This is a genomic window from Streptomyces sp. AN091965 (assembly GCF_022698285.1).
In the GTDB taxonomy this organism is placed as follows: Bacteria; Actinomycetota; Actinomycetes; order Streptomycetales; family Streptomycetaceae; genus Streptomyces.
In genome coordinates this window covers 4,833,847-4,854,422 of sequence record NZ_JALDMY010000001.1, presented here as the reverse complement: position 1 = coordinate 4,854,422, position 20,576 = coordinate 4,833,847, and the positions used below count along the sequence as shown (strand labels likewise).

Annotated in this window: 20 protein-coding genes and 3 tRNA genes; 11 read left to right on the top strand and 12 right to left on the bottom strand. The window is 71.2% G+C overall.

The features are described from left to right. Positions 1-5: 5 nt before the first annotated feature. The 8 genes from MQV74_RS20455 to MQV74_RS20420 form a co-directional block, all read right to left on the bottom strand. Positions 6-78, bottom strand: a tRNA-Gly gene (locus MQV74_RS20455). Positions 79-101: 23 nt separating this feature from the next. Continuing rightward, positions 102-710, bottom strand: coding sequence for a response regulator transcription factor (locus MQV74_RS20450; RefSeq protein ID WP_138960546.1), 609 nt, complete (start codon positions 708-710; stop codon positions 102-104). Continuing rightward, a complete protein-coding gene (locus MQV74_RS20445; RefSeq protein WP_242719724.1) occupies positions 707-1,996 on the bottom strand; it encodes a sensor histidine kinase in 1,290 nt (429 codons plus the stop codon). The genes MQV74_RS20450 and MQV74_RS20445 overlap by 4 nt, the downstream gene beginning before the upstream one ends. Positions 1,997-2,003: 7 nt before the next feature. After that, positions 2,004-2,813, bottom strand: a complete 810-nt coding sequence (locus MQV74_RS20440; protein WP_242719722.1) for an ABC transporter permease — start codon at positions 2,811-2,813, stop codon at positions 2,004-2,006. Next, entirely contained in the window at positions 2,810-3,817 is a 1,008-nt protein-coding gene (locus tag MQV74_RS20435) for an ABC transporter ATP-binding protein (RefSeq protein WP_242719720.1), read from the bottom strand. The genes MQV74_RS20440 and MQV74_RS20435 overlap by 4 nt, the downstream gene beginning before the upstream one ends. 196 nt (positions 3,818-4,013) lie before the next feature. Continuing rightward, positions 4,014-4,089: transfer RNA gene (locus MQV74_RS20430), tRNA-Gly, on the bottom strand. A gap of 77 nt (positions 4,090-4,166) precedes the next feature. Next, positions 4,167-4,241, bottom strand: a tRNA-Gly gene (locus MQV74_RS20425). Positions 4,242-4,385: 144 nt separating this feature from the next. After that, a complete protein-coding gene (locus MQV74_RS20420) occupies positions 4,386-4,703 on the bottom strand; it encodes a histone-like nucleoid-structuring protein Lsr2 (RefSeq protein ID WP_242719718.1) in 318 nt (105 codons plus the stop codon). Positions 4,704-5,136: 433 nt separating this feature from the next. On the opposite strand from MQV74_RS20420, the gene purS reads away from it, so the two are divergent. From purS to MQV74_RS20380, 8 genes are all read left to right on the top strand, one after another. Beyond that, complete coding sequence (gene purS, locus MQV74_RS20415; protein WP_242719716.1) at positions 5,137-5,409, top strand: phosphoribosylformylglycinamidine synthase subunit PurS; 273 nt, start codon at positions 5,137-5,139, stop codon at positions 5,407-5,409. Continuing rightward, positions 5,406-6,089: a phosphoribosylformylglycinamidine synthase subunit PurQ gene (gene purQ / locus MQV74_RS20410; protein WP_030685673.1), complete on the top strand. Its 684-nt coding sequence runs from the start codon at positions 5,406-5,408 to the stop codon at positions 6,087-6,089. Before purS ends, purQ begins: the two co-directional genes overlap by 4 nt. Beyond that, complete coding sequence (gene purL / locus MQV74_RS20405) at positions 6,086-8,359, top strand: phosphoribosylformylglycinamidine synthase subunit PurL (RefSeq protein ID WP_242719714.1); 2,274 nt, start codon at positions 6,086-6,088, stop codon at positions 8,357-8,359. The genes purQ and purL overlap by 4 nt, the downstream gene beginning before the upstream one ends. Before the next feature lie 138 nt (positions 8,360-8,497). Next, entirely contained in the window at positions 8,498-9,010 is a 513-nt protein-coding gene (locus MQV74_RS20400) for an ArsR/SmtB family transcription factor (RefSeq protein WP_242719712.1), read from the top strand. A gap of 29 nt (positions 9,011-9,039) precedes the next feature. Next, on the top strand, positions 9,040-9,906 hold the full coding sequence (locus tag MQV74_RS20395; protein ID WP_242719710.1) for a M23 family metallopeptidase: 867 nt from the start codon (positions 9,040-9,042) through the stop codon (positions 9,904-9,906). Between the two features lie 59 nt (positions 9,907-9,965). Continuing rightward, on the top strand, positions 9,966-10,643 hold the full coding sequence (locus MQV74_RS20390; RefSeq protein ID WP_242719708.1) for a TetR/AcrR family transcriptional regulator: 678 nt from the start codon (positions 9,966-9,968) through the stop codon (positions 10,641-10,643). Between the two features lie 9 nt (positions 10,644-10,652). Further along, the gene (locus MQV74_RS20385; protein ID WP_242719706.1) at positions 10,653-11,450 is read left to right on the top strand and encodes a maleylpyruvate isomerase family mycothiol-dependent enzyme; all 798 of its coding nucleotides are present in this window, start codon (positions 10,653-10,655) and stop codon (positions 11,448-11,450) included. A 53-nt stretch (positions 11,451-11,503) separates the two neighbouring features. Further along, complete coding sequence (locus MQV74_RS20380; RefSeq protein WP_242719704.1) at positions 11,504-12,361, top strand: META domain-containing protein; 858 nt, start codon at positions 11,504-11,506, stop codon at positions 12,359-12,361. 82 nt (positions 12,362-12,443) lie between these two features. Here the strand turns inward: MQV74_RS20380 and MQV74_RS20375 are convergent, their stop codons facing one another. Both MQV74_RS20375 and MQV74_RS41395 read right to left on the bottom strand, forming a co-directional pair. Continuing rightward, positions 12,444-13,865: a sulfatase-like hydrolase/transferase gene (locus MQV74_RS20375; protein WP_242719702.1), complete on the bottom strand. Its 1,422-nt coding sequence runs from the start codon at positions 13,863-13,865 to the stop codon at positions 12,444-12,446. A gap of 248 nt (positions 13,866-14,113) precedes the next feature. Further along, a complete protein-coding gene (locus MQV74_RS41395; protein ID WP_374120656.1) occupies positions 14,114-14,212 on the bottom strand; it encodes a putative leader peptide in 99 nt (32 codons plus the stop codon). Between the two features lie 260 nt (positions 14,213-14,472). Between MQV74_RS41395 and purF the strand changes: the two genes are divergently transcribed. Then, positions 14,473-15,999, top strand: a complete 1,527-nt coding sequence (gene purF / locus MQV74_RS20370) for an amidophosphoribosyltransferase (RefSeq protein ID WP_242719700.1) — start codon at positions 14,473-14,475, stop codon at positions 15,997-15,999. 32 nt (positions 16,000-16,031) lie between these two features. Continuing rightward, on the top strand, positions 16,032-17,114 hold the full coding sequence (purM, locus tag MQV74_RS20365) for a phosphoribosylformylglycinamidine cyclo-ligase (protein WP_242719698.1): 1,083 nt from the start codon (positions 16,032-16,034) through the stop codon (positions 17,112-17,114). A 131-nt stretch (positions 17,115-17,245) separates the two neighbouring features. Here the strand turns inward: purM and MQV74_RS20360 are convergent, their stop codons facing one another. Together MQV74_RS20360 and MQV74_RS20355 are read right to left on the bottom strand one after the other, a co-directional pair. Continuing rightward, entirely contained in the window at positions 17,246-17,503 is a 258-nt protein-coding gene (locus MQV74_RS20360) for a DUF3073 domain-containing protein (RefSeq protein ID WP_138960531.1), read from the bottom strand. A gap of 383 nt (positions 17,504-17,886) precedes the next feature. Then, positions 17,887-18,969, bottom strand: a complete 1,083-nt coding sequence (locus MQV74_RS20355; RefSeq protein WP_242719696.1) for a Leu/Phe/Val dehydrogenase — start codon at positions 18,967-18,969, stop codon at positions 17,887-17,889. Between the two features lie 236 nt (positions 18,970-19,205). Between MQV74_RS20355 and MQV74_RS20350 the strand changes: the two genes are divergently transcribed. Further along, the gene (locus MQV74_RS20350; protein WP_242719694.1) at positions 19,206-20,078 is read left to right on the top strand and encodes a hypothetical protein; all 873 of its coding nucleotides are present in this window, start codon (positions 19,206-19,208) and stop codon (positions 20,076-20,078) included. Positions 20,079-20,576 lie beyond the last annotated feature (498 nt).

Sequence of the window (20,576 nt, the reverse complement as noted above, 5' to 3'; positions counted from 1 at the left end):
ACTTGAGCGGACGACCAGGTTCGAACTGGCGACCTCAACCTTGGCAAGGTTGCGCTCTACCAACTGAGCTACGTCCGCGCTGCGCCGAAGCGCGATAGCTACTATACCCAACCTCGCTCGCGTGCGAGACGCACTGCCGCGTGCCGGTTCTCGGCACCGGTCTTGGTGACCGCCGACGAGAGGTAGTTCCGGACCGTTCCCTGGGACAGCGAGGCGCGCTCGGCGATCTCCGCGACGGACGCGCCGTCGGCGGCGAGTTCGAGCACCTCGGCCTCGCGGGCGGTCAGCGGGGAGTCTCCCGCGGAGATCGCGTCGGCCGCCAACTCCTGGTCAACGTACCGCCGTCCGTCGTGCACGGTGCGGATGATCTCGGCGAGCCGCTGCGCGCTCACCGTCTTCGGTACGAACCCGCGCACGCCGACCGCGAGGGCCCGCTTGAGGTGGCCGGGGCGGCCGTGGCTGGTCACGATCATGACCCGGCAGCCGGGGAGTTCGTCGCGCAGGGATGTGGCCACGCTCACACCGTCCGCCCCCGGCATCTGGAGGTCGAGCACGGCCACGTCGGGCCGGTGGGCCCGGGCCATGGCGAGCGCCTCGGGCCCGGACGCGGCCTCCGCGACGACGGCGAGGTCGTCCTCCAGGCTGAGCAGGGCGGCGAGGGCGCCGCGGATCAGATGCTCGTCGTCGGCGAGCAGCACGCGCACGGTCACGACGCCCCCACCCTCGGGGCCCCGGCCAGGAGCGCGTCCTCAGCCTCGTCGCCGAGGTCCGCCCCGGGGGACACCGGCACCCGTGCGGTGAGCCGGAACAGGCTGCCGTCGGCACAGTGCTCCAGCGTGCCGCCCACGGCGGCGAGGCGTTCGCGCAGGCCCGGGAGCCCGGTGCCGCCGGTGGCCGCGCGGCCCTCGGGCACCCCGTCGTTCTCGATGGTCAACGTCGTCTGTCCTTCCGTGACCGACACGGTGATGGCGCAGTGCTGTGCGTCGCCGTGGCGCAGCACGTTCGTGGTGCCTTCCCGCACCACCCAGCCGAGGGCCGACTGCACCGCGGCCGGCAGGCCCGCGGGCTCCCCGGTCACCCGGCAGGGGATCCCGGCGGCCTCCAGGACCCCCTGGGCCCCGATGAGTTCCACGCCGAGCTCGACCTCGCGGTAGCCGCGTACGACTTCCCTGATCTCCCGCTGCGACTGCTGTGCGATCCGCTGCACCTCGACCATCTGGTCCACGGCCTCGGGCCGCCCGCGCCGGGCCAGCTGCGCGGCCAGCTCGCTCTTGAGGGCGATGACGGCGAGGTTGCGCCCCATCACGTCGTGCAGGTCGCGGCCGAAGCGCAGCCGCTCCTCGGCGACGGCGAGCCGGGCCTCGACCTCGCGGGCCCGGTCCGCCTCCCACATCACCGAGAGCGTCCAGGCCCCGCAGCGCGTGCTGAGCAGGGCCACGCCGGTGCCGAAGGCGACGAGCACGGCGATCCCGAGCAGCCGGCCGTCGCGCACGCCGACCGCGGCGAAGCCGGTCACGACCGCGGCCTCGACGAGTGCGAAGCGCACACCGAAGCTCCGCAGCGGCAGCGCGAAGGCGAGCGCCTCGAAGTGCGGTACGACGAGGAAGGCCACGGGGAAGCCGATCAGCCCCTCCTCGACGCCGTCCACGGTCTGGAGCGCGAGGGCGAGCACGAGCATGACCACCATCAGCGCGCGGGACACCGCGAGGTCCCGCGCGGGGTAGGGGGCGCGCCCCAAGTAGTGGTCGAGCGCCCGCCGCAGGCTGCGGTTCACCTGGACGCACTGCCCGGCGGCCGTCGCGACCATCGCCCAGCCGAGCACCTGCGCCGGGAGTTCCGGCGCCAGGCTCAGGCCGAGCGGCAGCGAACCCCAGCTCAGGAAGAGCAGCCAGGGCATGGCGTGCCAGAGCACCACGGACTGGAGCTCCACCCGCTCGATCTTGGTGCGCTGGTGCCAGCCGCGCTGCCAGGCCCGCATCCGGCCGACCACGTTCATCCCCTCCTCAGCGGCGCGGTTCCCAGCGGAACCACCGGCGTACAGCAAACACGCCGATCGCGATCCAGACCACCGCGGTCGCGAGGGTGCCGAGCGCCTCGGTGAAGGACAGCTGCCCGGTCCAGCCGCCGCGGATCAGCTCGATCACGGGGGAGAGCGGCAGGAGCGCGCAGACGTCGGCGATCCGGTCCGGCATCACTTCGAGCGGCACCATCGCCCCGGAGCCGAGGAACGACACGAGCAGCAGCGGCATGGCCGCGACCTGCGCGCTCTCCACGCTCCGGCTGAAGCTCGCCGTCACGGCCGCGAGCAGGGGCCACAGCACGAGGCCGAGGAGCAGCCCCAGGACGGCGTAGTGCGGCGCCTCGGGCGCGCCCACGTCGAGCAGCGCGAGACAGCCCGCGGTCAGGAGCAGCGACTGGACGAGGCCGACGGCCACGGACGGGAGCGCGGCGCCCGCGAGGATCTCCGCGTCCCGCACCTCACCGGTGCGCAGCCGCTTGAGGACGAGCTCCTCGCGCCGGGCCGCGTACACGTTCACGAGCGCCGAGTAGACGGCGAAGAGCAGGGAGAAGCCGATCGCGCCGGGCAGGACGACCGAGCCGACGGACAGTCCTGTGCCTTCCAGGTCCGCCTCCTCGGCGGCCTGGCGCACGCTGAACGGCAGGACGAGCGGCACGAAGAGCGCCGCGAACAGCGTGCCCTTGCTGCGGCCGAGCAGGGTCAGCTCGGCCCGTGCGAGGGCCCGCATGCGCTCGGCGGGGGTGGTGCGCGCGGTGCGCTTCTGCGCGGGGCGCGTCGTCGTCATGGTGCTCATGCCGTTTCCTCCGTGGCCGTGGCCGTGGCCGTGGCCGTGGCCGTGGCCTTGGTCCCGGCCGTGCCGTCGACGCCCGTGCTGTTGTCGGCCGTCGCGTCCCGGGCGATCCGCAGGAAGGCCTCTTCGAGGGAGGCGGCGCGGACGTCGAGCCCGTGCAGTTCGACGCCCGCCCGCCGGGCCCAGACGAGCAGTTCGGTCGCGGAGTGCTGGAGGGTGCCGGTGCGCAGCCGCACCGTGCGGCCCACCAGTTCGTGGTCGCTCACGCCGAGGTCGGCGAGCGGCGGCAGATCGCCGGGGAAGTAGCCCTCGGGCAGGTCGAAGGAGATCTGCGAGGGCTGGGTGGCGACGACGTCGGCGACGCGTCCGGAGGCGGCGATGCGGCCCTCGTGCATGATCGCGAGGCGGTCGGCGAGCTGCTCGGCCTCCTCCAGGTAGTGCGTGGTGAGCAGCACCGTGGTGCCGTTGTCCCGCAGGGCGCGCACCAACTCCCAGGTCTCGCGGCGGCCTTCGGCGTCGAGCCCGGTGGTCGGCTCGTCGAGGAACAGGACCTCGGGCTCGCCCATGAGCGCCATGGCGAGGTCGAGCCGGCGCTTCTCGCCGCCGGAGAGCTGCTTCACGCGGGTGTCGCCGCGCCTGGCGAGCCCGACGGCCTCCAGGGCCTCGCCGACGGGCCGGGCGCCGCTGGTGCACCCGGCCCACATGCGCGCGGTCTCGGTGACGGTCAGCTCGGAAGGGAAGCCGCCCTCCTGGAGCATCACGCCGATGCGCGGGCGCACCGCGGCCCGGTCGCGGTAGGGGTCGTGTCCGAGGACGCGGATCTCGCCCGCGGCCGGTTCGGCGAGGCCTTCCAGGAGTTCGACGGTGGAGGTCTTGCCCGCGCCGTTCGTCCCCAGGAGGGCGAACAGTTCGCCCTGCCCGACGGCGAACGAGATCCCCCGGACCGCTTCGAAGCCGCCCGCGTAGGTCCGCCGCAGGTCGGTGACGTCGATCACGTGCTCTGTCATGGCTCAAGCGTTCCGCGGGCGGGGGCGGTCCGGCAGTGCGGCCTGTCATCGGCGCCCATGACAAATGTCAGATCAGGCGCCGCGGGCCGCGGAAGCGGGGGCCGGAGAAGCCGTCGGCCGCGGAAGTCTCGGACCACAGGAGAAACAGGCGGGAACAGCAAGAAGCCCGGTACCTGGGGTACCGGGCTTCTCCTTGTGGAGCGAACGACGAGGTTCGAACTCGCGACCTCAACCTTGGCAAGGTTGCGCTCTACCAACTGAGCTACGTTCGCATCTGCTCCCGACCGGCTTTCACCGATCGGTGCGAGCACCAGCCTACCGCACCCGGATGGGTGGTCGGTGACCGATGTGGAGCGGGTGACAGGGATCGCACACTGCGCCTTCCCCCTGGAAGGGGGATGTTCTACTACTGAACTACACCCGCACGCTGCTGTGGGATTCGGCCTTTCGGCCTCGCCCCTCGGCGTGCTCCAGACTTTAGCTGATCACCAGGGGTGCCGCGCAAGTCGGCTGCACAGCACCCCTGCAGGCGGATCCGGCCGGGGACGGCGATGGGCCCGGCCGGAGTTCAGTTGGCGGCTTCGAAGGCCTCGTACACCTTCTTCGGGATGCGGCCCCTGGGCGGCACGTCGAGCTGGTGGGAGCGGGCCCAGGCGCGCACGGCGGCCGGGTCGGCCGTCACCGCCGTGTGCCGGTAGACCCTGCCGGACTTCGACTTCTTGCGGGCCGCCTGCAGGTAGGGGGCCAGCACCTTGCGAAGTTTCTCGGCATTGGTTTCGTTGAGGTCGATCTCGTACGACCTTCCGTCGAGACCGAAGGCGACCGTTTCCGCCGCTTCTGAGCCGTCGATGTCGTCATAGAGAGTGACCACGACACGCTGCGCCACGAATATCGGTCCTTTCGTGCGGCCGCACCGCATATGACATGCGCTGATGCCGACTGTCCGGCAGTTTTGGGACAAAGTATCGGCTATTGCCAATTCCTTTGTACAGGGCCCGGCAATGAAGCGGGAAGTCGGCTAAATCTCACCGCGTGTTCCGGGGGCGGGCCGTCCGGAATGCGGCCCCGCGGGCGCACGTCAGCAGCCTGTCCGGCGGGCGGTGCCCGGCGCAATGGCGAACTGTGATCTTTTCCGGGATTTTTCGCGCACGCACCGCTTGCGACACCCCGATGACCGGCCGATCCCTGAGCCGAAGTGACTGGCGTCACGTATGTTGCTACGAATCTACGCGGGTAGAATTTTTGTACGGGTAGTCTGAAGGAACCTGCTCAGCACCACGCCTGGCAGCACACGCAAGCACCACACACCGGGAGTGCCAGTGGCACGCGTCGTAGTCGACGTCATGCTCAAGCCGGAGATCCTCGACCCCCAGGGACAGGCGGTGCAGCGTGCACTGCCGCGCCTCGGATTCCAGGGCATCTCCGATGTACGTCAGGGAAAGCGCTTCGAACTCGAAGTGGACGGGCCGGTGGACGACGCCGCGCTCGCCCGTATCCACGAGATGGCGGAAACCTTCCTCGCCAACACGGTGATCGAGGACTTCGTCGTAAAGGTGGAGGCCACCGAGAGCGCCGCGGGGGCCCAGAAGTGACTGCCCGAATCGGAGTCGTCACATTTCCGGGAACCCTGGACGACCGTGACACGCAGCGCGCGGTGCGCGTGGCGGGCGCGGAGGCGGTGCCGCTCTGGCACCGGGACAAGGACCTCAAGCAGGTCGACGCCGTGGTGCTGCCCGGCGGATTCAGTTACGGCGACTATCTGCGGGCGGGCGCCATCTCGCGTTTCTCGCCCGTCATGGAGTCGGTCATCGACCAGGCCAAGGCGGGAATGCCGGTCCTCGGGATCTGCAACGGCTTCCAGGTCCTGACCGAGACGCACCTGCTCCCCGGCGCGATGCTGCGCAACAACCACCTGCACTTCATCTGCCGCGACCAGAAGCTGCGGGTCGAGTCGGACCGCACCGCCTGGACCGCCGACTACGAGGCGGGCCAGGAGATCTCCATCCCGCTGAAGAACATCGACGGACGCTACGTCGCCGACGAGCGCACCCTCGACATGCTGGAGGCTGAGGGCCGCGTCGCCTTCCGCTATCTGGACGTGAACCCGAACGGCTCGCTGCGCGACATCGCGGGCATCACGAACGAGGCGGGCAACGTCGTCGGTCTCATGCCGCACCCCGAGCACGCGGTGGAGCCGCTGATCGGGACCGGCCGCACGGACGGCCTGGGGTTCTTCACCTCGATCCTGAAGAAACTGGTGGACGCCCGATGACCCTCGACACCGTCAAGCACGCGGGGGAGACCCCCGAGACCGCGCTGCCCTGGGCCGAACTGGGCCTCAAGGAGGACGAGTACGCGCGCATCCGCGAGATCCTCGGCCGCCGCCCGACCGGTGCCGAGCTCGCCATGTACTCCGTCATGTGGTCCGAGCACTGCTCGTACAAGAGCAGCAAGGTCCATCTGAAGCAGTTCGGCGAGAAGGTCCCCGAGAACGACGCCATGCTCGTCGGCATCGGCGAGAACGCGGGCGTCGTGGACGTCGGCCAGGGCTACGCGGTCACCTTCAAGGTCGAGTCGCACAACCACCCCTCGTACATCGAGCCGTACCAGGGCGCCGCGACCGGCGTCGGCGGCATCGTGCGCGACATCCTCGCGATGGGCGCGCGCCCGGTCGCGGTCGTGGACCCGCTGCGCTTCGGCGCGGCCGACCACCCCGACACCAAGCGCGTCCTGCCCGGCGTGGTCGCGGGCATCGGCGGCTACGGCAACTGCCTGGGCCTGCCGAACATCGGCGGCGAGGTCGTCTTCGACGCCTGCTACCAGGGCAACCCGCTGGTCAACGCCGGCTGCATCGGCGTGATGAAGCACGAGGACATCCACCTCGCGAAGGCCTCGGGCGCGGGCAACAAGGTCATCCTGTACGGCGCCCGCACGGGCGGCGACGGCATCGGCGGCGTGTCCGTCCTGGCGTCGGAGACCTTCGAGTCCACCGGCCCCGCCAAGCGCCCCGCCGTGCAGGTCGGCGACCCGTTCCAGGAGAAGCTCCTCATCGAGTGCACCCTGGAGATCTTCAAGGAGAAGCTGGTCGACGGCATCCAGGACCTCGGCGGCGCCGGGCTCTCCTGTGCCACCAGCGAGCTGGCGTCGGCCGGTTCGGGCGGCATGCGCGTCGAGCTGGACACCGTGCCGCTGCGCGACGCGACGCTGTCTCCTGAGGAGATCCTCATGAGCGAGTCGCAGGAACGCATGTGCGCGATCGTCGAGCCCGGCAAGGTCGACCGCTTCCTGGAGATCTGCGAGAAGTGGGACGTCATCGCGACCGTCATCGGTGAGGTGACGGACGGCGAGCGCCTGGAGATCTTCTGGCACGGCGAGCAGATCGTCGACGTGCCGCCGCGCACGGTCGCGCACGAGGGCCCGGTCTACCACCGCCCCTACGCGCGCCCCTCCTGGCAGGACGCCCTCCAGGCCGACGACGCGGCGAAGCTGCCGCGCCCGGCGACCGCCGAGGAGCTCAAGGACCAGGTCCTGAAGGTCGTGGCGTCCCCGAACCAGGCCTCCAAGGCGTGGATCACCGACCAGTACGACCGCTTCGTGCAGGGCAACACGGTGCTCGCCCAGCCCGAGGACGCGGGCATGGTCCGCATCGACGAGGAGACCAACCTCGGCGTCGCCATGGCCACCGACGGCAACGGCCGGTACGCGAAGCTCGACCCGTACGCGGGCGCGCAGCTCGCGCTCGCCGAGTCGTACCGCAACGTCGCGGCCTCCGGCGCCCGGCCGCTCGCCATCTCCAACTGCCTGAACTTCGGCTCGCCCGAGGACCCGGACGTGATGTGGCAGTTCGCCGAGGCCACGCGTGGTCTGGCGGACGGCTGTCTGGAGCTGGGCACGCCGGTCACCGGCGGCAACGTCTCCCTGTACAACCAGACCGGCGAGACGGCGATCCACCCGACGCCCGTCGTGGCCGTGCTCGGCGTCATCGACGACGTCACGCGCCGCACGCCGGTCGCCTTCAAGGAAGAGGGCCAGCTCCTCTACCTGCTCGGCGACACCGGCGAGGAGTTCGGCGGCTCGGCCTGGTCCCAGGTCGTCCACGACCACCTGGGCGGTCTGCCGCCCAAGGTGGACCTGGAGCGCGAGCGGCTGCTCGCCGAGATCCTGATCTCGGCCTCGCGCGACGGCATGATCGACGCCGCCCACGACCTGTCCGACGGCGGTCTGGTGCAGGCCGTCGTGGAGTCCTGCCTGCGCGGCGGCCACGGCGCGCGCCTGGTCGTGCCGGACGCGCTGTCCAATAGCGGCTCCGCCACGGGGGACGCGTTCACGTTCCTCCTCTCGGAGTCGGCGGGCCGCGCGGTCGTGTCCGTGCCGCGCAGCGAGGAGCTCCGCTTCACCGACATGTGCGGCGCCCGGGGGCTCCCGGCCACGCGCATCGGTGTCGTGGACGGCGACGCCGTCGAGGTGCAGGGCCAGTTCGCGCTGTCCCTGAACGAGCTGCGCGCGGCCCACACGGAGACGATTCCCGGGCTCTTCGCCTAGGACGACCTCCCGCCCCGCCCGGGGCACCGCTCGTCGAGCCCCCGCCCGGACCCGGTCCGGGCGGGGGCTCTGTCGTGTCCGGAAGGTGCCCGACGGTGTGACCTTGTTTGGAGATACGTAATTACGTAATCTACGATCATGGAGCTTGAGGAACGCGTCGCCGCGCTCGAACGGCGCATGGCGGCACTGGAGAGCGCGGGCCGCGACCACGACAAGGCCGCACCCGCCGTGAGCGAGAGCGACTTCTGGGCCCTCGAAGGCCTGAAGGCACAGCTCGCCGAGCACGGCGCCACCGACGGCGGCGTGCTGTACACGGGGGCGGTGCGGCTGCCGACCGGGGAGCGCTACGACTGGCAGACCGGCCAGTTCACCGAGGTGCTCCTCGACGGCGACTGGTCCGAGGCCGCCGACTCCTTCGCCGCGCTCGGCCACGCCGTGCGGCTGCGGCTGCTGCGCGAGGTCCTCGGCGGCCGCCGCACCGTCGCGGAGCTCGCCGCGCTCGACGGGGTCGGCACGACCGGCCAGATCTACCACCACCTGCGCCAGCTGACCGGCGCGGGCTGGCTGCACACCACGGCTCGCGGCCGCTACCAGGTACCGGCGGACCGAGTGGTTCCGCTGCTCGTCCTCGTCGCGGCCGCCCGGCCCTGACCGCACCACGACCGCCAGGGGGAACCACCGTGTCCATACGCAAGCTCGCCGCCGTCCTCGGCCGCCTCCTGTGGCTGGTCTTCGTCGTGCAGGCGACCGCCGGGTTCTTCGTGGACCTGCCGTACACCTACTGGGTGGGCTGGCTCCCGGCCGTGGCCGCCATCGGCCTCGGCCTGCTGCCGGGGCAGAAGGCGCGGCAGCAGATCGCGAGCGACCCGCCCGCGCCCGTCGAGGTGGCGGCCCCGGTCACCGGCCGCTGGTCCGCGCTCAACAGCCCGGCCGACAAGGTGCCGAGCCACGGCACGCACGCCCTCGCCCAGACCTACGCCATCGACATCACCGCCGAGGGCGACCCGTCCGGCAAGCAGGCGCGGCCCGGCTTCGCCTGGCTCTGGCCCGTGGCCCGGCGCGGCAGCGCCTTCCCCGCCTTCGGCGCCCCGCTGCTCGCCGTGGCCGACGCGACCGTGGTGCACGCGGAGGACGGCCAGCGCGACCACCTCAGCCGCAACTCCCTGCTCGGGCTCCTCTACTTCTTCTTCGTCGAGGGCACGGTGCGCGGCGCCGCCCCGCCCCGCCGCGTGATCGGCAACCACGTCGTCCTCGACCTGGGCGACGGCGTCCACGCCGCGTACGCGCATGTGCGGCGCGGCTCCCTCGCCGTGCGCCCCGGGGACCGGGTGCGCACGGGCCAGGTCATCGGGAGGTGCGGGAACTCCGGCAACTCGACCGAGCCGCACGTGCACTTCCAGCTCATGGACGGCCCCGACATCGAGACGGCGCGCGGCGTCCCGTTCCGCTGGCGCGGGATCGGGGTGCCCGCCAACAGGGAGGTCTTCACGGCGGAGGCGCCCGCGGCCGGTGAGCCCCTGAAGTCCCCGAAGTCGCTGAAGCAGTGAATCCCTGACCCAGTACATGTTTGATCTCGGGCAAAAAACGTCCGCATACAATGCGGAGCATGGCACAGAAAGACGCGCTGGCCGCCGCTGAGGCGCCCCAGGCCCGTCGGCCCGGGCTGCGCGAGCGCAAGAAGCGACAGACCGCCGAGCGCATATGGCGGGCCGCGGTGGACCTCTTCATCGAGCGGGGCTTCGACAAGGTGTCCGTCGCCGAGATCGCCGAGGCCGCCGACGTATCGAAGATGACCGTCTTCAACTACTTCGGCACGAAGGAGGATCTGATCCTCGGGCCGATGGAGGAGCACGTCGCCGACGTCGCCGACGCGGTGCGCGGCCGGGCCCTTGGCGAGTCCGCCGTGGACGCCGTGCGCCGCCAGCTGCTCGGCGCGATCGCGGAGCGCTCCCCGGCCGTCGGCCTCAGCGACGACCGGCGCTCGCTGGAGACGGTGCGGCTCATCCTGGAGACACCCGTCCTGCTCAAGCGGGCACACGACTTCCACATGCGCGGCCAGACCCTGCTCGCCGACGCGCTCGCCGAGGAGACCGTCGAGCCGGTGCTCGCCCAGGTCGCCGCCGCGCAGCTCATCGGCGTACGCAACGCGGTCTGCTCGGACGCCATGCGCCGCCGCATGGCCGGGGAGCCGCTCGACGCGATCGCGGCGGACACCGAGCGCCACGCCAGGGCCGCCTTCGACCTCCTGGAAAAAGGCCTCAGCGGGTTCGCGGTCAAGGCTTAGGCTCCGGCTATGCCACCGGCCAAGAAGCGCGCCCGCGCGTACGACCCGACGAAGATCCGCGCCGCCGTCCTCGCCCAGTTCGCGACCGTGCGGGAGGCGGTCGCGGGCCTGACGGACGAGCAGCTCGCCCGGCCCACCAGGCTCGGCGACTGGAGCGTGCGCGAACTGGCCGCGCATCTGACGATGTCGCTCGGCGCGGTCGCGCGCGCCCTGGCCGCGCCCGAGCCGGACACGGCCGATGTCACCCTGCGGAACTGGGCGTTCCAGACGTCGGCGGCCGCGGGCCAGGTCGACGAGGACGTCCGCGCGATCGTGGGCGGCGGCACGGACCTCGACGCCCTGTTCGGACAGGCCGCCGACCGGCTCGCGGAGGCGCTGCCCGACGCGCCCGCCGGCCGTCTCGTCCAGATGCGCTTCGGCGGCATGACCCTCGCCGACTTCATGGTCACCCGCACCGTCGAACTCGTCGTCCACACCGACGACCTGAACGACGCCGTGCCCGGCCTCGACGTGCCGTACGACCGCCAGGCGCTGGCCGCCTGCACCCGGCTGCTCGCCGACACCTTGGCGCTCAAGGCCCCCGGCGGCGCGGTGGAGGTGCGGATTCCGCCGTACGCCGTGGTGCAGTGCGTCGAGGGCCCCCGGCACACCCGGGGCACCCCGCCGAACGTGGTCGAGACCGACCCGCTGACCTGGATCCGGCTCGCGACGGGACGGACGGCCTGGGCCGCCGCACTCGACGCGGCGAAGGTCGGCGCGAGCGGGGAGCGGGCGGATCTGGGCGGGCTCCTGCCGCTGATGTCGTAGCGGGACCGCGGGCGCGAGGGGAACCGGTCCGCCCGTCGCCCCGTCACAGTGACATGTACAAGCAGCGCGTAACCCAGACCCTCACCGTCCTCTTCGCCGCAGGTCTGCTCGCTGCCTGCGGCTCGGAGTCCGGATCGAAAGATTCCGACCAGTCCGCCAAGGGGGACTCCGGCTCCGCCGGCTCCAAGGCGTCCCTGACCGGCGTGCGGTGGAACGTCGAGAGCCTCACCGTCGACGGCAAGAAGCAGAAGGCGCCGGACGACGTCTACGTACGGCTCGGCGGAAAGGGCGGCACCGGCGGCAACTTCGGCTGCAACGGCTACGGCGCCGACGTCTCCGTGAAGGGCGACACCGTCCGCTTCAAGCCCGGCGTGCACACCGAGATGGCCTGCGAGGCGCTCGACTTCGAGAACAGCCTCGCCCGCGCCATCGACGGCACGCTCAAGGCCAGCGTCGACGACGACCGCCTCACCCTCACCAACGCCGACGGCGACCGGATCGCCCTGACCAGCAAGCCGGTGGCCCCCGGAGCCCCGCTCCAGGGCACGGTCTGGACCGTGGACTCCGTGGGCGAGGGCGACTCGGCGCGGCCCCTGCCGAAGCAGGTCGCGGGCAAGGCCCGGCTGATCTTCGGCAAGGACGGCACCGTGCGCGGCAACCTCGGCTGCAACGACGTCTCCGGCAAGGCCGAGTCGCGCGACGGCACCCTCGCCTTCGGCACGCCGAAGCTGACCCGCATGATGTGCACGGGCGCCAAGGCGAAGACCGAACGCGACCTGCTCAAGCTGTTCGAGGGCAAGACCCGGTACCAGGTCAAGAAGGACGGCCTCACCCTCACGGCGAAGGACGGCACGGTCGTGAGCGCGACCGCGACCGTCGACGCCAACGCGGACGCCGCCGCGAAGAAGTAGCCCGGCACGAAGAAGTAGCCCGGCACGAGCGCGCGCCGGACGGCCGGTCCACCGCGCGCCCGCGCCTTCGTGGCGGGGGCCCTCACGCCGTCGGATACGGCAGCAGGCCCGCCTCCGTCCGCTCCCACGCCGTCCGCAGCTCCGCGAGGAGCGCGGGCTCCCGGCGCGCCAGATCCGCCTGTTCCCGCTGGTCGCGGCCCAGGTGGAAGAGCTGGTCGGCGCCGTCCTTGCCGCGGTAGTACTTCCACGGCCCGCGCCGCAGCGCCCGCTCGCCGCGCACCCGCCAGAACAGGTCCCGCTCGCGCGGCTCGGTGCCGCGCAGCAGATACCCGGCGAGGCTCGTGCCGTCGAGCGGACGGTCCTGCCCGGGCCGGGCCCCGGCGAGTTCGAGCAGCGTCGCCGTCCAGTCAGGTGTGTACACGGGCAGGTCGCTGACCTGCCCGCCGTCGAGCCGGGCGGGCCAGCGCAGGATCGTCGGCACCCGGATGCCGCCCTCCCGCAGCGAGCCCTTGTTCCCGGACAGCGGCCAGTTGTAGGAGAAGCGCTCGCCGCCGTTGTCGGAGGCGAAGAAGACGAGGGTGTCGCGCTCCTGGCCGGACTTCTTCAGGGCGTGCAGCACGTGTCCGATCGACCGGTCCAGGTCCTGCACCATCTCCGTGTACTTGGCGATCGACCCGCCGTCCCGGTGCTGGAGGGCACCGCGGTCCCCGGCCTTGATGCGGCGCACGATCTCCGCGCTGACCTCGGTGTCGCCGTCGGCTATCCAGGGCCAGTGCGGGGTGGTGAAGTTGAGGTTGAGCAGCCACGGCCGGTCGTGGTCGCGCCGGATGTACTCGCCGGCCCGCTCGGTCAGGATCCGCGTGTAGTAGCGCAGGTCCTTGTAGGCCGTGTCGCCCTCGTACAGGTCGTACTCGCCGCCCAGGCCGAGCTTGGAGTAGTACTCAAGGGCCCCGCCGAAGTTCCCGAAGAACTCGTCCCAGCCCGACTTGGTGGGCGAGTAGTCCGGCAGGTAGCCGCAGTGCCACTTGCCGATGAGCGCGGTTGCGTACCCGGCGCCGCGCAGCAGCGAGGCGAGCGTGGGGTGGGTGGGCTCAAGGCCCACCGACCTGTCGGCGATGGGCTCGGCGAGCCCGCCCCGCGTCCGACCGGGGAAGCGCCCGGTGTACAGGCTGAAGCGGGTGGGGGAGCAGGTCGCGGAGCCCGAGTAGGCCTGGGTGAAGCGCACGCCCTGGCGGGCCAGGCGGTCCAGGTGCGGGGTTCTGATGTGCGGCGAGCCGTAGGACGACAGGTCGGCCCAGCCGAGGTCGTCGCCGAGGACGAAGAGGATGTTGGGCCGTCGGCCGGCCCGCCCGTCGGCCCGCCCGTCGGGCCGCTCGCGGGCGGCGAAGGGCCGCTCGGCGGGCGCGGCGACGGCCTCGCCCGCACCGATCCCGACGGCGGTGGCGGCGCCCGCCACACCTCCGGTGAAGGCGCGCCGGGACAACGGGTTCTCGTATGAAGACACAAAGGACTCCTGGGGCGGGGAGGGCCCCCTGCGCGGGGGCGTGCGGATGCCCCCGTGGCGCGGGCGGCGGGTGCGGCGGGCGAGGGCGGGGGAGCGGCCCGCCCGGGGCGGGAGAAGCACGGGAAAGCCGGGCGGCGGAGGCGGAAAGCACCCCGAAGTGACCCGAAGGGGGAACGTTTCAGCGTGACAAACGTCCCATGGGTCAGAGCGTCAAACCGCCCTGAAACGGGGCGAAGTGGAAGTCCGGCTCAGAGGGCGCGACGACAGATCGCGCTCGCGACGCGGGCCAGATCCACATGGCGGCGCCACACGAGCGGGAACGTCGGAAGGTCACCGGAGGGCTGCATGAACCAGGAGCCTCACGGAGCCCGCAGGAGGCTGTCAACGCCCTGTCGTGCCTGTTCACGAGCCCTTCGCACGGCTGAAGCAACCCCGCCGAGAGGAGATCGGCAAGGGGCCCGCCGGGAGATCCTCACCCGGGCCGCTTGGCGGAACGTACATATTCAGCCGGGCCCCTCGGAGGCCCCGTAAAGCACCCGCCTACGCTCCGTACAGGACCCGTATCCCCAATTCGGACCAGTGGTCGATCTCGCCTACACTCGGTGCCGTGCCACGTGGTGACGGTCGACTCAATCACGATCTGCTCCCCGGCGAGAAAGGCCCCCAGGACGCTTGTGGCGTCTTCGGTGTCTGGGCTCCGGGCGAAGAGGTCGCAAAGCTCACGTACTTCGGGCTCTACGCCCTCCAGCATCGGGGTCAGGAATCCGCGGGAATCGCGGTCAGCAACGGCTCCCAGATCCTCGTCTTCAAGGACATGGGCCTGGTCTCCCAGGTCTTCGACGAAACTTCCCTCGGCTCCCTCCAAGGTCATATCGCGGTCGGACACGCCCGCTACTCGACCACCGGAGCCTCGGTGTGGGAGAACGCGCAGCCCACGTTCCGTGCCACGGCCCACGGCTCCATCGCCCTCGGCCACAACGGCAACCTCGTCAACACGGCCCGGCTCGCCGAGCTGGTCGCCGCCCTGCCGAAGGAGAACGGCCGCGCGACCCAGCTCGCCGCGACCAACGACACGGACCTGGTCACCGCGCTGCTCGCGGGCCAGACCGATGCCGACGGCAAGCCGCTGACCATAGAGGAAGCCGCGGCCGCGGTCCTGCCGCAGGTGCGGGGCGCCTTCAGCCTCGTCTTCATGGACGAGCACACGCTGTACGCCGCCCGCGACCCGCAGGGCATCCGCCCGCTGGTCCTCGGCCGCCTGGAGCGCGGCTGGGTCGTCGCTTCGGAGTCCGCCGCCCTCGACATCTGCGGTGCCAGCTTCGTCCGCGAGATCGAGCCCGGCGAGTTCGTCGCCATCGACGAGAACGGTCTGCGCACCTCGCGATTCGCGGAAGCGAAGCCCAAGGGCTGTGTCTTCGAGTATGTCTATCTGGCCCGCCCCGACACCGACATCGCGGGCCGCAACGTCTACCTCTCGCGTGTCGAGATGGGGCGGAAACTGGCCAAAGAAGCGCCGGTCGACGCCGATCTCGTCATAGCGACCCCCGAGTCCGGCACCCCCGCCGCGATCGGCTACGCGGAGGCCTCCGGCATCCCCTTCGGCGCCGGCCTCGTCAAGAACGCCTATGTCGGGCGGACCTTCATCCAGCCCTCCCAGACCATCCGCCAGCTGGGCATCCGGCTGAAGCTGAACCCCCTCAAGGAAGTCATCAGGGGCAAGCGCCTGGTGGTCGTCGACGACTCGATCGTCCGCGGCAACACCCAGCGCGCCCTGGTCAAGATGCTCCGCGAGGCGGGCGCCGCCGAGGTGCACGTGCGGATCTCCTCGCCGCCCGTGAAGTGGCCGTGCTTCTTCGGCATCGACTTCGCGACCCGCGCCGAGCTCATCGCCAACGGCATGACCATCGACGAGATCGGCACCTCGCTCGGCGCCGACTCCCTGTCGTACATCTCCATCGACGGCATGATCGAGGCGACCACCATCGACAAGCCGGACCTGTGCCGCGCCTGCTTCGACGGCGAGTACCCGATGGAGCTGCCCGACCCCGAGCTGCTCGGCAAGCAGCTCCTGGAGACGGAGCTGGCCGCGGGCCCGGCGGCCACGGCCGCAGCCGATGCGATCCGTCGCCCCTGAGCCCCATCATCAACCCCGAAAGATCCCAGGCAATGTCTGAGACAACTGCTGGTACTGGTGCCTCCTACGCCGCGGCGGGCGTCGACATCGAGGCGGGCGACCGCGCTGTCGAGCTCATGAAGGAGTGGGTCAAGAAGACCCAGCGTCCGGAGGTGGCGGGCCTCGGCGGCCTCGGCGGCTTCGCCGGGCTCTTCGACGCCTCCGCCCTCAAGCGCTTCGAGCGGCCGCTGCTCGCCTCCGCCACGGACGGCGTCGGCACCAAGGTCGACCTCGCCCGGCAGCTCGGCGTGTACGACACCATCGGCCACGACCTGGTCGCCATGGTCATGGACGACATCGTCGTGTGCGGCGCCGAGCCGCTGTTCATGACCGACTACATCTGCGTCGGCAAGGTCCACCCCGAGCGCGTCGCCGCGATCGTCAAGGGCATCGCCGAGGGCTGTGTGCTCGCGGGCTGTGCGCTCGTGGGCGGCGAGACCGCCGAACACCCGGGCCTCCTCGGCCCGGACGACTTCGACGTCGCGGGCGCGGGCACCGGCGCCGTGGAGGCCGACCGCCTGCTCGGTCCGGATCGCATCCGTAAGGGTGACGCGGTCGTCGCCATGGCGTCCTCCGGGCTTCACTCCAACGGGTACTCGCTGGTCCGGCACGTGGTCTTCGACCGCGCGAAGATGACCCTGGACCAGCAGGTCGAGGAGTTCGGCCGCACGCTCGGCGAGGAGCTCCTGGAGCCCACCAAGATCTACTCCCTGGACTGTCTGGCGCTGACCCGCACCACCGACGTGCACGCGTTCAGCCACGTCACCGGCGGCGGCCTGGCGGCGAACCTGGCCCGGGTGATCCCGGACGGCCTGCACGCCACCGTGGACCGCTCCACCTGGGCGCCGGGCGCCGTCTTCGACCTCGTCGGCACGGCGGGGCGGGTCGAGCGCCTGGAGCTGGAGAAGACCCTGAACATGGGCGTCGGCATGATCGCCGTCGTGCCCGAGGACTCGGTCGACGTGGCCCTGGCGACGCTCGCCGACCGCGGCGTCGAGTCCTGGGTCGCGGGCGAGATCACCGACCGCGGCGACCACGCCGCGGGAGCCGAGCTCGTCGGCGACTACGCCAAGTGATCCAGGCCCGGTGATCCGGGCCCGCACAGCACGAAACCCGGTCCGGCAAGCTGCCCGGACCGGGTGAAGTGCGTTGTCGCGCTGTCCGCGAGAGGTGCGGACGCTATCGCGCGAAGAACCGAACTACGAGGTCAAGCGCCGCGGCGCTGCTGCGACGGGCCGGACTCGTCCGCGTCCTCGTCGTCATCGTCGTCGGTGTTGTACAGATCCGCGTACTGCGCGTACGGGTCTTCGTCGTCCTCGTCCTCGAACGGCTCGCCATTCGGCGGCTGCTGCGAAGTCGAAGCGCCCAGCTCATTGGCCAGACGCGACAGGTCAGTCCCGCCGCTGTTGTACTTCAGCTGGCGGGCGACCTTTGTCTGCTTGGCCTTGGCCCGGCCGCGCCCCATGGCTCGACCCCCTCGGTATCGGGGCTCATGGCCCCAGAGTCTTGACACGCGTTCATGATCCGGAACGGGCTCTCCGTGGAGAGACCGGTCCGTAGGGCTTCCACGGTACCTGTTCCTGCGGCCATACGGTACGTCGCCCGCAGGACGCGCCTGGGCGCACGACCGGCAAGGAGCCCTTTCCTCGCTGGTCAGCTGCGATTTTAACCTCTTCTTGGCGGGCGACCCGCCGACGGGCGTGAGTCTTCTCTCCCGATGACGCCGGCGGGCCCCGACGAGGGCCTTGTCAGGGCCCAATCAGGCCGTTCTGGAGGCCGTATTCAGTTGTCCCGGGCTGCGTTCCGCCTCCATTCGGACACGTTCCGCAGCCTTTGGTCCGGTACGCGTCAGCCGCGGCGGGCCTCCGCGATGCGCTGCTCGGCGATCCTGTCGGCCGCGGCGGCAGGCGGTATGCCGTCCGCCTTCGCGCGAGCGAAGATGGCGAGGGTGGTCTCGTAGATCTTCGAGGCCTTCGCCTTGCAGCGGTCGAAGTCGAAGCCGTGCAGCTCGTCGGCGACCTGGATCACGCCGCCCGCGTTCACCACGTAGTCCGGGGCGTAGAGGATGCCGCGGTCGGCGAGGTCCTTCTCGACGCCGGGGTGCGCGAGCTGGTTGTTGGCCGCGCCGCACACCACCCGGGCGGTGAGGACCGGCACGGTGTCGTCGTTCAGGGCGCCGCCGAGCGCGCACGGCGCGTACACGTCGAGGCCCTCCGTGCGGATCAGGGCCTCGGTGTCGGCGACGGAGGAGACCTGCGGGTGCTTGTCCGTGATGCGGCGCACGGAGTCCGCGCGCACGTCCGTGATCACGACCTCGGCGCCGTCCTCGACGAGGTGCTCGACGAGGATGTGCCCGACCTTGCCGACACCCGCGACGCCGACCTTGCGGCCGCGCAGCGTGGGCGCGCCCCACAGGATCTCGGCGGACGCCCGCATGCCCTGGAAGACGCCGAAGGCGGTCAGGACCGAGGAGTCGCCCGCGCCGCCGTTCTCGGGCGAGCGGCCGGTCGTCCAGCGGCTCTCGCGCGCCACGACGTCCATGTCCGCCACGTACGTACCGACGTCGCAGGCCGTCACGTAGCGGCCGCCGAGGGAGGCCACGAAGCGGCCGTAGGCGAGCAGCAGCTCCTCGCTCTTGATCTTGTCCGGGTCGCCGATGATGACGGCCTTGCCCCCGCCGTGGTCGAGGCCGGCCATGGCGTTCTTGTACGACATCCCGCGCGCGAGGTTCAGCGCGTCGGCGACGGCCGCCTCCTCGGTGGCGTAGGGGTAGAAGCGCGTGCCGCCGAGGGCGGGGCCCAGGGCGGTGGAGTGGATGGCGATGACGGCCTTCAGTCCGCTGGCGCGGTCCTGGCAGAGCACGACCTGCTCATGACCCCCCTGGTCCGACTGGAACAGGGTGTGCAGGACGCCGTCGGTTACATCGGTCACGGTGGTGACTCCCGGATACATAGCGGCGGTTGGACGGGTGCCCGTGCGGGTGGCGGGTCCCGTTGTGGCATGAGAGTAGAGCCTCGCGGGGCCCCGCCGCCGCACGGAGGTCGGCAAGACTCTGTCCCCTCCGCACGGGGGTCACTCTCCCGGGCTGCGAGACGGAGTACGGCGGTGTTCGGCCATGGCACGATTTGCAGTGTTTTCCAGCCGGTGGGCGGGGGAGGGGAGGAGCCGTGCCCAAGGTGTCCTCGGTGGTCGTCCCGTATGCGTCGTACCTGCGCGTGTACGAGCCCCTCGCCGCCTTCCCCGAGCCCGAGCGCACCCACTGGGCGCGCTACGCACGCCGCCCGGAGCGGCCCTCCTACCAGGACGAACTGCGGGCCTCGCTGGCGGATCTGGCGCCCACGCCGCCGATTCCGGTGCCGGTGCACGAGAGCCGGGAGGCCTTCGTGGTCGAGGCGGACGGCGTGGTGTGCGTCTGCCCCTGGCGCACCCGGCTGCGCGGCTGGCAGGCCCTCGACGAGCTGTCCGGGCTGCTGCCCGCGCCGGTCCTCGACGCGGTCATCCCGCCGGTGGTGCGCCGGCAGGCGGCCGCGGACTACGAGGCCTGGCTGGCGCTCAATCCCGACGCGCGCCCCTGGATCCGCACGGCGACTTGGCACGTCCCGCTGAACTGGTTCGTGCTCGTCGCGGACGAGGAGCGCTTCTACGACACGGCGTACGCCGACGCGGCCGACGGGGGCGAGCCGCCCGGGGCCGCGGCGCCCGTGCTGCGCTACCGCACGCCGATGGTGCAGGCCAGGCGCCGGGTGGCGCGCGGCCTGAAGGCGCTGCGGAACGCCATGGACGAGGGGCCGCTCATCGACGGCCTGGTGGACGTGGGCCGGTGGCTGGAGGAGTTCCACCCGCGCTCGCTCGTGGAGCTGGACTACGGCGGCCTGGTGCACACGCTGTCGGCGGAGACGCTCGACGAGGACCACTCGGCGGCGGACGTGGCCGCGGGGATCGAGGCGCTGCGCGACGGTGACGGCGTGGGCGCGGGCGAGGCGTACACGCGGCTCGTCGAGCGGTGGCGCGCGGTCCGGGAGCGGCAGTTCTCGAACTGACGTGGCCTTCTTGACGAAGCCGTAACACCGAGCCGGTGGTTTTCCCCTGGAAGTAGTGCATCCTGGGCTTTCCCTGTCCCGCCGCCGGGACGTAGGTCCCGATCCGGGCCTTTGCCTCAAGCGTGATGGACCGCACTTAACTGACCCTTGCGCCGATCAGCCTTCCTCATGCCAAAATAGGACAAGGAGTCCGGACAGGGCTCCTTCCGTCCAACTACGGGCGGAATGCTCGGCATTGCGCGCTATGGGGGGTCTGTTGACTCCTGATCGCTCTGTGACTGATCGTCACTGTGGCGTGACTGTCCGCTATGGCATGGTCCATCGGCTTCCGTCGCTGATGGACACCTGGGAGGGCAATTCCATCGGTTTGGCCGACGCGGCTGGACGGATGGTGTAGTTGTAGTGCCGAGGACAAGCCGTTCGTCCTATAACCGACTCGACTCGCGTCCGCCATTTCGGGCAACGCGGGTCAAGGTGCAGAATTTAGAGGAATGAACC

Bases quoted from the DNA above. Each gene is read 5' to 3' on its own strand.
- MQV74_RS20435 (WP_242719720.1), bottom strand. From the start codon at position 3,817: ATGACAGAGCACGTGATCGACGTCACCGACCTGCGGCGGACCTACGCG.
- purM (WP_242719698.1), top strand. From the start codon at position 16,032: ATGTCTGAGACAACTGCTGGTACTGGTGCCTCCTACGCCGCGGCGGGC.
- MQV74_RS20390 (WP_242719708.1), top strand. From the start codon at position 9,966: ATGGCACAGAAAGACGCGCTGGCCGCCGCTGAGGCGCCCCAGGCCCGT.
- MQV74_RS20385 (WP_242719706.1), top strand. From the start codon at position 10,653: ATGCCACCGGCCAAGAAGCGCGCCCGCGCGTACGACCCGACGAAGATC.
- MQV74_RS20445 (WP_242719724.1), bottom strand. From the start codon at position 1,996: ATGAACGTGGTCGGCCGGATGCGGGCCTGGCAGCGCGGCTGGCACCAG.
- MQV74_RS20440 (WP_242719722.1), bottom strand. From the start codon at position 2,813: ATGAGCACCATGACGACGACGCGCCCCGCGCAGAAGCGCACCGCGCGC.
- purL (WP_242719714.1), top strand. From the start codon at position 6,086: ATGACCCTCGACACCGTCAAGCACGCGGGGGAGACCCCCGAGACCGCG.
- MQV74_RS41395 (WP_374120656.1), bottom strand. From the start codon at position 14,212: ATGCAGCCCTCCGGTGACCTTCCGACGTTCCCGCTCGTGTGGCGCCGC.
- MQV74_RS20380 (WP_242719704.1), top strand. From the start codon at position 11,504: ATGTACAAGCAGCGCGTAACCCAGACCCTCACCGTCCTCTTCGCCGCA.
- MQV74_RS20360 (WP_138960531.1), bottom strand. From the start codon at position 17,503: ATGGGGCGCGGCCGGGCCAAGGCCAAGCAGACAAAGGTCGCCCGCCAG.
- MQV74_RS20400 (WP_242719712.1), top strand. From the start codon at position 8,498: ATGGAGCTTGAGGAACGCGTCGCCGCGCTCGAACGGCGCATGGCGGCA.